General features: G+C 67.4%; 13 protein-coding genes. 4 read left to right on the forward strand and 9 right to left on the reverse strand.

The window, feature by feature from the left end; genetic code table 11:
• The 5 genes from HNP02_RS29705 to HNP02_RS29725 form a co-directional block, all read right to left on the reverse strand.
• A partial coding sequence (locus HNP02_RS29705; RefSeq protein WP_309241739.1) for a serine hydrolase domain-containing protein occupies window positions 1–547 on the reverse strand: 547 nt, incomplete at its 3' end.
• A 296-nt stretch (window positions 548–843) separates the two neighbouring features.
• Window positions 844–2,973 (reverse strand): DNA gyrase subunit A, encoded by a 2,130-nt coding sequence (locus HNP02_RS29710; protein ID WP_184444235.1) that lies wholly within the window; start codon window positions 2,971–2,973, stop codon window positions 844–846.
• A 9-nt stretch (window positions 2,974–2,982) separates the two neighbouring features.
• Entirely contained in the window at window positions 2,983–5,016 is a 2,034-nt protein-coding gene (locus HNP02_RS29715) for a toprim domain-containing protein (protein WP_184444236.1), read from the reverse strand.
• Window positions 5,017–5,335: 319 nt separating this feature from the next.
• Window positions 5,336–6,145, reverse strand: a complete 810-nt coding sequence (locus HNP02_RS29720; RefSeq protein WP_184444237.1) for a DUF1906 domain-containing protein — start codon at window positions 6,143–6,145, stop codon at window positions 5,336–5,338.
• Window positions 6,146–6,316: 171 nt separating this feature from the next.
• The gene (locus HNP02_RS29725; protein WP_184444238.1) at window positions 6,317–7,237 is read right to left on the reverse strand and encodes a serine hydrolase; all 921 of its coding nucleotides are present in this window, start codon (window positions 7,235–7,237) and stop codon (window positions 6,317–6,319) included.
• Between the two features lie 140 nt (window positions 7,238–7,377).
• Between HNP02_RS29725 and HNP02_RS29730 the strand changes: the two genes are divergently transcribed.
• The 3 genes from HNP02_RS29730 to HNP02_RS29740 all read left to right on the forward strand — a co-directional run bounded on the left by HNP02_RS29730 (window position 7,378) and on the right by HNP02_RS29740 (window position 10,449).
• Window positions 7,378–8,778: an acyl-CoA synthetase gene (locus HNP02_RS29730; protein WP_184444239.1), complete on the forward strand. Its 1,401-nt coding sequence runs from the start codon at window positions 7,378–7,380 to the stop codon at window positions 8,776–8,778.
• Window positions 8,775–9,125: a VOC family protein gene (locus HNP02_RS29735; protein WP_184444240.1), complete on the forward strand. Its 351-nt coding sequence runs from the start codon at window positions 8,775–8,777 to the stop codon at window positions 9,123–9,125. Before HNP02_RS29730 ends, HNP02_RS29735 begins: the two co-directional genes overlap by 4 nt.
• Before the next feature lie 70 nt (window positions 9,126–9,195).
• Window positions 9,196–10,449 (forward strand): glycoside hydrolase family 27 protein, encoded by a 1,254-nt coding sequence (locus HNP02_RS29740; protein ID WP_184444241.1) that lies wholly within the window; start codon window positions 9,196–9,198, stop codon window positions 10,447–10,449.
• Between the two features lie 4 nt (window positions 10,450–10,453).
• Here the strand turns inward: HNP02_RS29740 and dapD are convergent, their stop codons facing one another.
• Genes dapD through HNP02_RS29760 form a run of 4 tightly spaced genes read right to left on the reverse strand, consistent with a single transcriptional unit; the run spans window position 10,454 to window position 13,178 of the window.
• Window positions 10,454–11,398: a 2,3,4,5-tetrahydropyridine-2,6-dicarboxylate N-succinyltransferase gene (gene dapD, locus HNP02_RS29745; RefSeq protein WP_184444242.1), complete on the reverse strand. Its 945-nt coding sequence runs from the start codon at window positions 11,396–11,398 to the stop codon at window positions 10,454–10,456.
• Between the two features lie 11 nt (window positions 11,399–11,409).
• Window positions 11,410–11,997 (reverse strand): TetR/AcrR family transcriptional regulator, encoded by a 588-nt coding sequence (locus HNP02_RS29750; RefSeq protein WP_184444243.1) that lies wholly within the window; start codon window positions 11,995–11,997, stop codon window positions 11,410–11,412.
• A 4-nt stretch (window positions 11,998–12,001) separates the two neighbouring features.
• The gene (locus HNP02_RS29755; protein ID WP_184444244.1) at window positions 12,002–12,448 is read right to left on the reverse strand and encodes a nitroreductase family deazaflavin-dependent oxidoreductase; all 447 of its coding nucleotides are present in this window, start codon (window positions 12,446–12,448) and stop codon (window positions 12,002–12,004) included.
• Window positions 12,449–12,452: 4 nt separating this feature from the next.
• Entirely contained in the window at window positions 12,453–13,178 is a 726-nt protein-coding gene (locus HNP02_RS29760; protein ID WP_184444245.1) for an SDR family NAD(P)-dependent oxidoreductase, read from the reverse strand.
• 95 nt (window positions 13,179–13,273) lie between these two features.
• Here HNP02_RS29760 and dapE point away from each other — a divergent pair, with 95 nt between their 5' ends.
• Window positions 13,274–14,350: a succinyl-diaminopimelate desuccinylase gene (gene dapE / locus HNP02_RS29765; protein ID WP_184444246.1), complete on the forward strand. Its 1,077-nt coding sequence runs from the start codon at window positions 13,274–13,276 to the stop codon at window positions 14,348–14,350.
• The last annotated feature ends 79 nt before the right edge of the window (window positions 14,351–14,429 follow it).

A 14,429-nucleotide genomic window follows, 5' to 3' on the forward strand; every position in this document is an offset into this window, starting at 1 on the left:
GTGGGAACTGTAGCGGTTTGTCGAGTGCGTAGCCGAGCAACTGGGCAGGAGTAAAGGATTTGTGTGGGTCGGCTATGTATGGATCGGAGAACTGCGTCACGTCATCGAATGTGATCAGTCCGCTGCGCATCTGGGCCAGCTCGCGCAGCGTGATCTGGTCGCCCGACGGTACGCCGGACATGTACTTCGAGATCGGATCGTCGAGCGCCAGCTTCCCCTGATCGACCAGTTGCAGCAGGGCGGTAATGGTGAATGTTTTTGTCACGCTGCCGATTCGGATATACATGTCGGTTGACATAGGCGCACCGGTCGCCTTGTCGGCGACACCGAAGGTCCGCACATAGTTTCCCGCCGGACCCCAGATGCCGACTATTGCCCCGGGGATCGATACCTTTGTCATGGCCTGACCGATCGCGTCATCGAGCTGGGTTGCGACCGCATGTGAGAGTGGAGTGCTGGCCGGCGCGCTTGATGTCGCCGACCCACCAGAAGTCACCGGGACCGTAGATGAGCACGCAGCCGACGCCACCATTGCCGTGGCCGTCACTGCGACCACCACCGGCCGGATCCGCGCTAGCCAGAATCGTGGGGACACCGATCGGGTCATTTGCGGCTCCTACGCGTGAAGGCCGGAAAGGAATCTGGCGGTAGTCGGGGGCGGATGCGGTAACGCTGGGGCACTCGACCGCCGCGACTTTCTGATCGCAGAACTCAGCCGGCGGCTGCGCTCCGGTGTTGAGCGTAATAGGCGGTCTCTAGAACCTGGTGGTTTCCTCGGGCGGAGAGACCGTGGAGTTCGGGGGAGGAGAGACACCCACAGCACGGTTGCGAGATCCGTGCCGCCTACTCGGCCGGTGTTACGTCCTCACCGGACCCCTTGACCGACGCCTTCGCCCGGTTCTCGGCCCGCACGGCCTTCTTGCCGCGCGCGAACCCGGTCGCAGAGACCGACGCCGAGAGCAGTGCACCCTCGCCGTGGACGAACGGGTGGAACCCGACGCCGGCGCCACCGCGGCCCTTCACGGGGATATCGGCGACTTCGGTTACTTTCCAGCCCTTTTCGGAGATGGACAGCATGGCCTCGCCGTTCTCACACGTGAGTGGCAGCGCGGCGATGACCTCGTCGGCTTCCGCCGCCAGCTTCACTCCGGCCACGCCGTTGCCGGCAGCGCCCTGCGGATTCACCGCGGCGGGGTCGATGCGCAGCACCTTCCCACGCCGCGTCACCAGCGCCAGATGAGAGCCGGGCGCCAGCACTCCCGATCGCAGCAGCCCGGTGATATCCGGTGCCACCGGGATGTCGCGGATCTTGAACGGTAAGCCGCTCCCGTTGGTGAACTTGATCCGACCGTCGGTCCACACTGCCCAACCCAGACCCGTCGTCAGCAGCTCACCGTGGCTGTCGGAAAAGACACCGCGGTCGTCAAGACGCCAGGAGGTGTTCACCTTCCGCTCGCGTGCGCCGTCGTCATCGGACCCAGACGTCACCGGGCTGGCCGATGCGTCCAGGACGGTCCGGCGATCGAACTCGGGGCCTTTGAACAGTTTTGCGGTTTCCACCAACTCCTGGTCGATCACCTTTCGGCGCGCATCGGGATTGGTCACCAGCTCGGTGAGCTCGACGAACTCGGCGTCCAGTTTGTCCGCTTCGGCTTGCAGTTCGATGACGTCGAGCTTGGTCAGTCGGCGAAGTTGCAGAGCCAGAACGTAATTGGCTTGCTCTTCGTCGATCGAGAACCGCTCCTGCAGCCCCTGTCGGGCGTCGTCGACGGTGTCGGACCCACGGATCACCGCCACCGCGGCGTCGATATCCAGATGGATGGTCATCAGGCCGGCTACCAAGTGACGCCGTGCCGTGACCTTCTCCAGCCGGTATTCACTGCGCCGCAACACCACCGAATCGCGCAGGTGCAGGAAAGCGCCGATCAGCTCGCGCACCGTCCACCAGCGCGGCACCCGGTCCTCGTCGAGCGCGACCAGGCTGGCAGCGAACGTCGATTCCAGCGGAGTGAGGGCGAGCAGCTGATCGCGGATCGTCTCGGCGCTTTGGCCGCGTTTGGCCGTGACCACGATGCGCAGCCCGTTGCGGCGGTCGGTCAGATCGGACATATCGGCCACACCCGACATCTCCCCGGATTCGACCAACGCTCGAATTCTCTCCTGCACAGTGTTACTCGCGACCCCGGGCGGCAGCTCGGTGACGATGACGTTCTTGCCGTCCACCGACACCGTGCCGCGTACCGTGAGTTGCCCGCGCCCGGTCGTGATGTACTCCCGCAGCCCGGCCGTGCCGACCACGGTGGCACCGCATCCCCAGTCGGGCCCGGGAATGAGCTTCATCAAGGTGTCGTCAGTTGTGTTCGGCCTGGCCAGAAGCGCCCGGCAGGCGGCCATGATCTCGCGCGGATTGTGCGCGGGCACCTTGGTGGCCCAGCCTTCCGCGATGCCCATCGCGCCGTTGCAGAGCAGCGCCGGCCACTGTGCCGGCAGCATCGTCGGTTCGGTCCACTCACCGTCGAACGTCTGCACCATCGGTACGGCGTGATCGTCGAGTTCGGCGGTCAGTGCCGCGCCGGGTGCGGACAGCCGCATCTCGGTGTAGCGATCGGCCGCGGGGATGTCACCCTGGATCCGAGGGAAAGCACCTTGTCCGTCAATCACTTTCACGCGCTGGAACTCGGCTGCCATCAGCGCCGCGGCCCCGTACATCGACGCGCCGCCGTGCGGATGCAGGTTGCCGGTGACCGCGGAGCAGACCTTCGAGGACTTCTGTGGCTTGTTGCCGGGCAGCAGCCTGGAATCGTGCATCTGATACAGCAGGCGCCGCTGGCCCGGCTTGAGCCCGTCGAACGCCGACGGGATGGCGCGGTCACTGACGCTGTAGAGCGCGAAGGTCAGCTGGTAGTGGTTCCAGTAATCATCGGCGCTCTGGTCGAGCACCAGGTCGGGATTTTGCTCGATGATGGCGGTCACGTCGATCTCCTACGTCAGGTCCAGCGCGGCAGTGTCGACGCGGGCGGCGATATCGGCCATCCACGTGCGCCTGCCCTCTGGCGGTCCGCCGAACAAGGTGTGGTGCAGTTCCGCTTCACCGTCATCGAGATGCACCCGAATCACGGTGCGCCGCTGCGGATCCAGCACGGTGTTCCAGAAGTCATCGGCATCCATCTCGCCGAGACCCTTGTTCCGCTGCACCTCCACCTTGCGTTTGGAGGTGGCCTTCAACTGAACCACGGCAGCATCGCGTTCGGACTCGTCCTGGCAGTAGATCCGTTGCGTGCCGTCCTTGACCACGAACAGCGGTGGCAGCGTTACGTAGACCATCCCGGCTTCGACGAGTGGCCGGTAGAAGTCCAGGAACATCGAGATCAGGCTCGAGTTGATGTTGCCGCCGTCGGGGTCGGCGTCGGAGGCGAACAGGATCCGGTCATAGCGGCACAGTTCCGGGTCGCAGTGGTCACGCACCCCGCAGCCCAGGATGCGCTCGATCGAGTCGAACTCGTCCTTGACCCGCGCCTTGCTCAGGGTGAACCCGTAGACGTTGGGCGGCTTGCCCTTCAGCGGGAAAGCCGCCTGGAAGGTGGCGTCTCGCGCCGCTTTGATGGTGCTTAGCGCAGAATCACCCTCGCACAGGAACAGCTCGGCACCCGAACCCCGTCCGGTCTCCCGGCTGGGTAGCAGCTTCGTCGGCAGCGACAGATTCGTGCCAAGGCCTTTGGCCTTCGATGCCGCGCGGGATCGGGCCTTCGCGCCCTCGGCGCTGCGCCGTGCCCGGGCCGCCTCCAGCGCCAGCTTGGTCCACAGCGACACTGTGTCGCCGTTGGAGGGGTTGGCCGCCCAGATGGTGACGCCGCGCGCCACATCCGGGGCCATCGCCAGGTTCAACGACCGGGAGGACACCGCGGTCTTGGCCTGGGAATCCCATGACACATCGGGAGCGCGGGTATCGACGGCCAACGCTGTGACCGCGGCGAAGTCCTGTGCTTCCGGGCCGTCCTCGCCTTTGGCCAGGCCCAGATCGCGGATGCGGGACGCGCGGTCGGCCAACGCTTCGGACAACCCCTTCACCGCGGCCGTCAGATGGGATCCGCCGCCCGGGGTTCGTACGGTGTTGCAGAACGCGGCGACAGTCGCCGGTTCGGCAGGTCCGGCGGTCAACGACCACCGGAACGGCGTCGGGCCCCGGCCGGTGGTGTACTCACCGCGGCCGTCCACCGCGGCCCGCACGCCGGGCACCGGAGTGCCGGCGGCGACGCACATGAGGTCCAGCAGGGTGTCGGTGCCCCATGGGCCGTTGAACGGTTCGAGCAACTCGGGCCGCAGCACGTCGCCCGGCCAGCCTTCGTCGGCGACGATCAGGTGCACCCCTGGCGACATGCGGGCTGCGGCGTGCGCCCGCAGCAGTACCTCGTTGATGTCCACGCTGGAATCCGGCACCACGGCCGGGTCGAACAGGATGCGTACCGTCGTGCCGTGCGCGTCGGGTTTGCGATTGCCGGTGCCGCGCAGTTTCTGGGCGTCGGCGCGGGTGAACGGGGCGTTCGGGTCGAAGTCCTTGCCGTCGAACACGCCGGGGTAGCCGCCGCCGAAACTCTGAAGGTAGGTCTTTCCGGCCCGGCGCACCGTCACGTCGGTCCGGGCGGAGATGAACACCGCTGCGGCGGCGCCGATTCCGTTCAGGCCGGCGCCGGTGCTGGCTGCGTCGGTGTGCGCGGAGAACTTGCCACCCGCCCGGGCGGTACCCAGCGTCTTGACGATGCCGTTCTTCCCGTTCACCGGGTCGGAGTCGATGGGCAGGCCGCGGCCGTCGTCGGCGACGCTGACCGAGCCGTCGGCGTGCAAGGTGATCGTCACGCATGCTCCACCGTGGCTGGGATCGGCGACCTCTTCGATCGCGTTGTCGACCAGTTCGCGCAACGCGGTGTTGAGCACGTCCAGACCGAGGTTGACCGCCGGCCGCAGGCGTGTGTGCTGGACATCGTCGAGTTCGGTGATGTCGGCGGCGGTGTAACTCACTCGTCGTCCTTTCCATCGATGCCGGGAGGGGTGCCGGAGGAATGGTAGACGGCCGGCCTGACATCGGTTCGCATCTGTCGGTGAGTGCGGCGGCCCTGCCGCGGTGAAGGGTCGATGCCCGGAAAACGGGCGGTCGAGAGTTCGACAGGACGTTCAGTCCCGTGAGTGGACACTGGCTTTGAGAAGCCACACGATCGGCAGAATCGTACCGCCGTCAGTGCTGGCCACCGTCCAGTACACGCTGACGGATGGCTCGGTTCTCGGCCGAGCGCCGCTGCGGCACGAACATCGGAGTGGTCGGCTTGGGTGGGTTAGGACCTCACGGATGCAGGTTCCACTGGCCGACATCTTGAGCCAGGGCGTCGCTGACGTCGACTTCGAGTCCGCCAACCACCGGGCCAGGATTCGACGCGGTGCTCACCACACGCTGATAGAGAACGGCGGCGGGGTAGATCTGGCCGCGTGACCACGACCGCGTCTGCCATGCCCAGACGTGGCCGGGCGATTGTGAGCGTCCGATCACTCCGTCGGCAGTGGCCCATTGGCACGCATTGATGCCGCCGTAGATGCCGGTGCGCTGAGCGCCGATCACCGAGTTGATCCCCCGAAACCACGGCAGCACAACGTTGTTCCAGGCGTCGCGGTTGACGTCGTCATCGACGCTGAAGTAGATCGGTGCACTCTTGCCGCCACCTGCGGCGGTATGCAACTGCCAGGCGGTGCGAGCGTCGGCGACGCCTCCGGCATACCCGCGGGTGAAGTCCGACGGTGCGGTCCCGCCCGGCTTGCCGTATTGGTAGTTGCTGACGATCGCCAGCCCAGCGGCGGTCAGTGACTGCGCGTAGGGCAGGGTGATCGGCTTGGCGCCGAAGGACGAGCCCGGACGCGACGTCGAGACGTAGTTGATCACCCCGGAGTGGCCTGCGGCCCGGATGTCTCGGGCCGGAATCTGGCGCATGGCGTAGTCGATCAGTGTGGGAGCGGCGGCCGACGCCGCGGGCGCGCCGGCAGCTGCTGCTGCCGCACCCAGCCCGGCCAGCGCCGACGCAGCGGCGACGTAGCGCAGTGCGTCGCGCCGGGAAACCGGGCGCGATGGCCGTAGGTCGGTAGTCCCGAGAGAGTCCAGCACTGGGCGACGTTAACAATGTGGCTGCTGTTATCTGTGTTGCGTCGGCGGGCCGTGTCCGGTTCGCGATCAAGGTGACGCGCGGCCGAAACATTCATTGCCACGGCCACCGCCACGTCCGGCCCGAGGGCCTCGCAACCGCTGGGAAATCCCAACCGTTCGAATCCAGCGGCGCTAGATCCTGCCGCCCGGGAACATCGTCTTGACGGCCTGAGTCATATTCGTGCGGGCGGCTGCGGCACTGGTGGGATCGAGGGAGCTGATCGCCATCACGTAGCGGTGATCGGGTCCGATGATGCCGGTGGACACGTGCAACTGGTTGGCGCCGCTCCAGCAGCAGAACCAGCCCTGCTTGACCGCGACCGGCTCGGCAAAGAGCGCCTCGGGGATGCCGAACCGCTGCGGGTACCCGTCGGTTCCCGTCGGTGTGGATTGCGCGAGGTCGCCGATGATGACGTTGGCCTGTTCGGGTGGCAGCCCTCCGGTACCGGCCAACAGCATGTCGTAGTAGTGGACGAGATCGCTTGCGGTACTTGTGGTGACGTCCCAGTGCGAGTTGTAGGGCGCCGTGGTGCCCGGTAATCCGTACCGCGCCTTGACGCGCGCGATGATGGCGTTTCCGCCGCTGCGGTCCCAGAAGTTCTGCGCCGCGCTGTCGTCGGAGGAGCGCAGCATGACGTCGAGCGACGCGCGGTCGGCAGGGGATAGTGTCGTCTTGCCCTGCGACACCTGCAGCAGCAGGTCGTCGGCGATGAACAGCTTCACGACGGACGCGATCGGGAAGGGCTTGTTGACCCCGTTGGAGACGGTCTGGCCGGTGTCGCGGTCCAACACCACGGTCTCGAGGTTGGCGCCGGACTTCGCCGCGTCGGCGGTGGCCTGACGGACGCGGGCGTCGAGTCCGTCGAACGGCGCCGCCGACTGGTTGGGTGGGGCTTCGGGCAGCGGAGCCTCCGGTGCGCTGACGGGTGCCTGCGGGGTGTTCTCAGCGGTCGGTGGACTACCACCGGCCGTCGCCTCACAACCGTTTACGAGCAGCGCCACAGAGACGATCGCCATTCCCGTCATCGCCCGATTCGGCAGCCGCCAACGCATAGGTCTCCTCCAAACAGATTTTGGACCAGGGTCAACGTTGCGCTCACTGGTCGCCCCAGCGTAATCGGCAAGCTCAGTGAATGCCCCGTCAACCTGCGCTACGTCTCGACGGATGAGGTGCAGCGGGTAGCCTCGCAGTCGTGCTGCTGGCCTCGTTGAACCCCGCCGCAGTTGCCAGGGGACTGGACATCGCCGACGCCGTACGCATCGATGGAGCGACGCTGAGTCGCAGCGACCTCGTCGGTGGGGCGACATCGGTGGCCGAACGCATTGCGGGTGCGCGGCGCGTCGCCGTGCTGGCCACGCCGACCGCGTCGACGGTGCTCGCCGTCGTCGGCTGCCTGATCGCGGGTGTCGCCCTCGTGCCGGTGCCCTCCGACGTCGGTGCCGCCGAACGCCGTCACATCCTCACCGATTCCGGTGCACAGGCATGGTTGGGGGAGCTGCCTGAGGAAACCGAGGGCCTGCCGCACGTCCCGGTCCGGCTGCACGCCCGGTCATGGCACCGTTACCAGGAGCCAGCGCCCGACGCCACCGCGCTGGTCATCTACACCTCGGGGACGACCGGTCCACCCAAGGGCGTGGTGATCAGCCGACGAGCGATCGCCGCCGACATCGACGCGTTGGCGCAGGCGTGGCAGTGGACACCCGACGACACGCTCGTGCATGGCCTGCCGCTGTTCCACGTGCACGGCCTGGTGCTCGGGCTGCTCGGGTCGTTGCGGATCGGAAATCGCCTGGTGCACACCGGAAGACCAACACCCGAGGCATACGCCGAGGCACGCGGATCGCTGTACTTCGGGGTGCCGACGGTCTGGTCGCGCATCGTCGGCAACTCGAACGCCGCGAAGGCGCTGGCTCCTGCGCGGCTGCTGGTGTCGGGCAGCGCACCCCTGCCGGTGCCGGTGTTCGACGAGCTCGTCCGGCTCACCGGCCACGCACCCGTTGAGCGCTACGGAAGCACCGAGGCGTTGATCGCCTTGAGCACCCTCGCTGACGGGGAACGACGGCCAGGCTGGGTCGGACTTCCGCTGGCCGGGGTGTCGAGCAGGCTGATCGACGACGACGGCGCAGAGGTGGCGCACGACGGCGAAACCATTGGGCGCCTTGAGGTTCGGGGCCCGATGCTCTTCGACGGATACCTGAACCGGCCGGAGGCCACCGCGGAGGTCCTCGACGCCGACGGGTGGTACCGGACCGGCGACGTAGCGGTGGTCGACGGCTCGGGTATGCACCGCATCGTCGGCCGCGAGTCCGTCGACCTGATCAAGTCGGGCGGCTACCGGGTCGGTGCAGGCGAGATCGAGACCGCGCTGCTCGGGCACCCGGGCGTGAGCGAGGTGGCGGTGGTCGGCGTTCCCGACGACGACCTCGGCCAGCGGATCGTCGCGTTCGTCGTCGGCGACGCCGAGCCGGCCGACCTGATCGACTTCGTCGCACAACAACTTTCAGTGCACAAGCGGCCCCGCGAGGTGCGGATCGTCGCTGCCTTGCCCCGCAACGCGATGGGCAAGGTTCTGAAGAAGGAGTTGCTCACATGACGCTGAAGTTCGACGAGATCTGCATCGATGCCCACGACGTCACCGCGCTCGCCGCGTGGTGGTCGCAGGTGCTTGGCTGGCCCCAGGAACTGGACGACGACGGCGACGTGGTGCTGCTGACCCCGCCCAGCGCTGGCCCCATCTGGCTCTTCATCGCGGTGCCCGAGGACAAGGTCGTGAAGAACCGCATCCACTTCGACTTCCGGCCCGACGATCAACAGGCCGAAGTGGACCGGGTCGTCGCGCTCGGGGCGCGGCACGTCGACATCGGTCAGGGCGAGCAGTCGTGGGTGGTGCTTGCCGACCCCGAGGGCAACGAGTTCTGCATCCTCGCCGCCCGCGACTGAGCCGCAACCCCGAACGAAGCGCACAGGAGCTTCGATCCTGGCTCGCAGACTGCGATGTCAGGATGGCCGCGTGCGTCGACTCTCGTGCCTGGTGTTGTGCATCGGCGTGCTCGCCGCGTGTACGTCGCCGACGCCGGAGGCACCTCTGGTGCAGGCGCCGCCGATGGGCTGGAACTCGTGGAATTCCGGCATACCGCTGACCGAGCGGACCGTCGAGCAGACCATCGACGCGATGGTGTCCTCGGGCATGCGCGACGCCGGGTACCGGTACGTCAATCTCGACGCCGGCTGGGCGGCCCCGACCCGCGACGCCGACGGCAATCTGCGCGCCGACCCGGAGCGGTTTCCGCACGGCATCGCCGCGCTTGCGCAGTACGCTCACGTCCGCGGGATGTACCTGGGCATCTACCACAGCCCGTTCAACCAGGGCTGCGGACAGGATCCGCGCATCGGGGCGGCCGGTCACGAACGGGCCGACGCGCAGGCGTTCGCCAACTGGGGCGTTGACTACCTCAAGTACGACTGGTGCCGGCTGCAGGGCGGGCACAGCGAGCAGGTGGAGTACTTCCTCGCGATGCGAGATGCGTTGCGCGCCAGCGGTCGTCACATCGTCTACAGCATCAACCCCAACAGCTCCGGTGATCCCGACGCCGGGTCCGAGTACGACTGGTCCCACATCGCCGACGTGAGCCGCGACGGCAGCGACCTGGTGCCGGCCTGGGGCGATGCCGACCTGTGGTCGGAGGGTGTCGCCGGCGTCAGCCAGGAGTTCACCGCGGCGGGCCCGGTGGCGCCGCGCAGCGGCCCGGCCCACGTCAACGACCCCGACATGCTGGTGGTCGGCATCCCGTGGGCCGCGTTCGCCACGACCCACCCCACGATGGTGCTGGGGCCGCCGCGACCCGATCTGACCGATGCCGAGCAGCGCGCGCACTTCTCGCTGTGGGCCATGCTGGCCGCGCCGCTGCTCGCGGGCAACGACGTCCGCTCCATGACCCAGCAGACCCGCGACATCCTGACCAATCGCGACGTGATCGCCGTCGATCAGGATTCGCTCCTGGTGCAAGGCCTCCCGCTGCCGAACGACGACCGGGTGATCGTGAAGCCACTCGCCGACGGCGCAGCGGCGGTGGCGCTGTTCAATGCGGACCCGGGCCCCGTCTCGATTCGCACCGACGCAACGACGATCGGCCTTTCCGCTGCCAACTGCTTCGCCGTGCGCGATCTGTGGGCACACACCGACGCGACCACCACCGGAGACGTCGAGGCGACGGTGCCGGGGCACGGTGTGGCAATGCTGAGGGTGACTCCGCGCTGCGGGTGACGCGTCAGTTGGCGTGCAGTGCCTCGTTGAGCGTGATGCCGCGGCCGTCGCGGGCGACCACCTCGACTGCGCCGGACAGTGAATTGCGTCGGAACAGAAGGTTGTTCGTGCCGGAGAGGTCCTTGGCCTTGACGGTTTGACCGTCCGATGTGGTCACCTTGGTTCCGCCGGTGACGTACAAACCCGCCTCGATCACGCAGTCGTCGCCGAGCGAGATGCCCAGCCCGGAGTTCGCGCCGAGCAGGCAGCGCTTGCCGACCGAGATCACTTCCTTGCCGCCACCGGACAATGTGCCCATGATCGATGCGCCGCCGCCGACGTCGGAGCCGTCGTCGACCACCACGCCCGCCGAGATCCGGCCCTCGACCATCGACGTGCCGAGCGTGCCTGCGTTGTAGTTGACGAAGCCCTCGTGCATCACCGTCGTGCCCGATGCCAGGTGCGCGCCGAGCCGCACACGGCCCGCGTCGGCGATGCGAACACCCGTCGGCACCACGTAGTCGACCATCCTTGGGAACTTGTCGATGCCGTAGACCGTGACCGGTCCGCGGCGACGCAGCCGGGCGCGGGTCAGCTCGAAGCCCTCCACCGCGCACGGTCCGTAGTTCGTCCACACCACGTTGGCCAGGACGCCGAAGATGCCGTCCATGTTGGCGCCGTGCGGGGTGACCAGGCGGTGTGAGAGGAGGTGCAGCCGCAGGTAGGCGTCGTAGGCGTCGGCGGGCATGTCGTCGAGCGACGCGATGGTGGTGCGCACCACGACCGTCTCGACGTGGCGTTCGTCGTCGCGGCCGGCCAGGGCGCCCAGCTCCTCGGTGACCTCGGCCACCGAGAGTCGCGTCGTGCCCGACAGGCCGTCGGTACCGAGCTCCGGTTCGGGGAACCACGTATCGAGAACCGTTCCGTCGGCCGCGATGGTGGCCACGCCGACGCCAGATGCAGAAGTCACGTCGTCAAAGGCTACTGGATCTGACCATCGAGCAGCGTTGCGGCGGCGGCGCGCGCGGCGACTGCGGCGGCTGGGTCGTGGTCCATCCACGCGTTGATTCCGGCGCCGTCGTAGAGCAGATGAAGCTGATGGGCGAGGTTCGCCGGGTCACGAGCACCCGCTTCTCGCGCCAGTCGGATGAGCAGTGCGCGAACGTCGTGGCGGTACTCGTCGGCCGCCCGCTCGATCAGCCCCCCTGCCGGTGCTTCGGCGCTGGCCGAGATGAACGCGCATCCGCGGAAGTCGGGCTGGGCAAAGGTCTCGCCTTGAGCTTCGAAGACCGCCAGCAAGCGCTCGACGGAATCGGTGTGCCGATCGACCGCTGCGTTGAGTCTCTCGGTGGTGCGCGCGTGACGGGACTGCAGGTACGCCTTCACCAGCTCTTCCTTGCTGCCGAAGGTGTTGTAGAGCGACGCCTTTGCCACACCTGCGCGTTCGATGATCCGGTCGATGCCGACCGTCTGTGTTCCTTCGTTGTAGAAGAGTTCGTTGGCGGCATCGAGCAACCGTGCGCGGGCCGGTCGCCGCTCGATGTCGTTCCCGTCCGTCGTGGTGGCCATCTGCTCACCCTTCTTCGGCAGCGACGGGTTCGAGCAGCATGACCGGGATCTCGCGGTCACCCGCCTTGGCGCGGTACTCCGGGAAGTGCGGCCAATCCCGTTCGGCGACCTTCCACCAGCTGGCTTTCTCGTCACCGTGTACCTCGCGGGCCCGCACGCGGAGCACGGTAGCGCCGTCCTGCAGTGACAGTTCAGGATGCGCGACGATGTTGCGGTACCACGCGGGGTGGGAGGTGGCTCCCGCGTTGGACGCGACCGCGACGTAGACGTCGCCCTCCTTGATTCGCATGACGGGGTTCTTGCGGATGTTGCCAGTCTTGGCGCCGACAGTGGTGAGGATCACGACCGGTCGGCCCTCCAGTGTGCCACCGTCGCGTCCGTCGGTCGCCTCGTACAGCGAAACTTGTTCGCGTACGCGGTCGCTCGGGCTTGGCTCGTAGGTATCGGTCACGTCGTCACACCGCCGTCCGGCCGCCGTCGATCGGGATGACCGCGCCGGTGATGTAACTGGCCTTTGGTGAGGCGAGGAACGCGACCACTCCGGAGATCTCCTCGGGTTGCGCGCCTCGCTTGAACAGGGTTGTGGTGGCGAGGTTCTCGATGAGGTCGCGCTTGGAATCGTCGGTGAACACCGGGCCTGGAGCCACGGTGTTGACGCGCACGCCCGACGGGCTGAACTCGGCCGCCCATGCCCTCGTCATCGCCGTCAGCGCCGCTTTGGTCGCGCCGTACGCCGCGCCGCCGGCCAGACCAACGTGCCCGGCCATGCTGTCGACGCTGACGATGCTTCCGTGGCCGCGCGCGGCCATCCCGGGAGCCAGTGCCGCGACCAGCTGGTATGCGGCACGCACATTGCTGGCGAACAGGTCGTCGAACGTGGCCGTGTCCAATTCGGCTGACGGTCCAAACCAGGAGAAGCCACCATTGTTCACCAGCACCTCGACCTCTCCCGCCGCCTGCGCGAGTGCGACGACCGCGTTGGCATCGCCGAGGTTGGCAGCCACGAACCGGGCGTGTCCGCCCTCGGCCTCGATTTCCTTGACCGTCGCGGCACCGCGGGTGGCGTCGCGTCCGTGCACGATCACGTCGAACCCGTCGCGCGCCAGGTCGAGTGCCACGGCCTTGCCGATGCCCGACGTCGCACCAGTGACGAGAGCGACCTGCTCGGTGTCTTGCGTCATCTCTGACTCCTTGATTGAGTAGACCTGTCTGTCTAGTGGTGGTTACAAGTCCTGGATTGATCCGTCTATTCCCGGGCACCATCTAGCCTTGAGGTGTGCTCGATCTACGCGCTGATCCGATTGCGCTGACGGCGGCGCTGGTGGACATTCCCAGCGAATCGCGCCACGAACAGCGCATCGCCGACGAGATCGAGGCCGCCCTGCGCGAACAGGCCACCGGCTTCGAGGTGATCCGCAACGGCAACGCCGTGCTGGCCCGCACCAACCTCGGAAGGCCGTCACGGGTGATGCTGGCCGGGCACATCGACACCGTGCCCGCCGCGGACAACGTGCCAAGCCGCTTCGTCTCGGGTACCGGGGGAGGCGAGCTGTACGGCTGCGGCACGTCCGACATGAAGTCGGGCGACGCGGTGTTCCTGCACCTGGCCGCCACCGTCGCCGACCCGTCGCACGACATCACGCTGGTGATGTACGACTGCGAGGAGATCGAGTCGAGCGCGAACGGCCTCGGGCGGATCGAACGCGAACTACCCGACTGGCTACGCGCCGACGTGGCGATCCTCGGCGAGCCGTCGGGGGGATTCATCGAGGCGGGCTGCCAGGGCACCCTCCGCGTCGTGGTCGGGGCCGCGGGCACGCGATCGCATTCCGCGCGATCGTGGCTGGGCGACAACGCCATTCACAAACTGGGCAAGGTGCTGGAGCGGCTGTCGAGCTATCGGCCCCGCAACGTCGACATCGACGGCTGCACCTACCGTGAGGGGCTCTCCGCCGTCCGCATCGACGGCGGGATCGCGGGCAACGTGATCCCCGACGCCGCGTCCGTCACGGTGAACTTCCGGTTCGCGCCGGACCGCAGCGTCGAGCAGGCACTGACACACGTGCAGGACGTGCTGGACGGCCTCGACGTCGACATCGAGCAGACCGACGCTGCGCCAGGCGCCCTACCCGGTCTGACCAACCCGGCCGCGGCGGCGCTGATCGAGGCCGCAGGCGGACAGGTGCGCGCCAAATACGGCTGGACCGACGTGGCCCGGTTCGCGGCGCTGGGCATCCCTGCCGTGAACTACGGGCCGGGCGACCCGAACCTCGCCCACCGCGTCGACGAGCACGTGCAGGTCGACCAGATCACCGCGGCCACCGAGATGCTGCGGAAATATCTGCTTGCCTGACGGCGCTAACATGGCTGGCGTACGCGTAATCGAACAGAGGTGGGCCGTAAACATGCTGGGAGACGACATCTCCGGATAA

Source organism: Mycobacterium sp. AZCC_0083 (assembly GCF_014202335.1).
Lineage (GTDB): Bacteria > Actinomycetota > Actinomycetes > Mycobacteriales > Mycobacteriaceae > Mycobacterium.

Coding starts and splice junctions, on each gene's coding strand:
- HNP02_RS29735 (WP_184444240.1), top strand. CDS start 8,775: ATGACGCTGAAGTTCGACGAGATCTGCATCGATGCCCACGACGTCACC.
- HNP02_RS29750 (WP_184444243.1), bottom strand. CDS start 11,997: ATGGCCACCACGACGGACGGGAACGACATCGAGCGGCGACCGGCCCGC.
- HNP02_RS29760 (WP_184444245.1), bottom strand. CDS start 13,178: ATGACGCAAGACACCGAGCAGGTCGCTCTCGTCACTGGTGCGACGTCG.
- HNP02_RS29725 (WP_184444238.1), bottom strand. CDS start 7,237: ATGCGTTGGCGGCTGCCGAATCGGGCGATGACGGGAATGGCGATCGTC.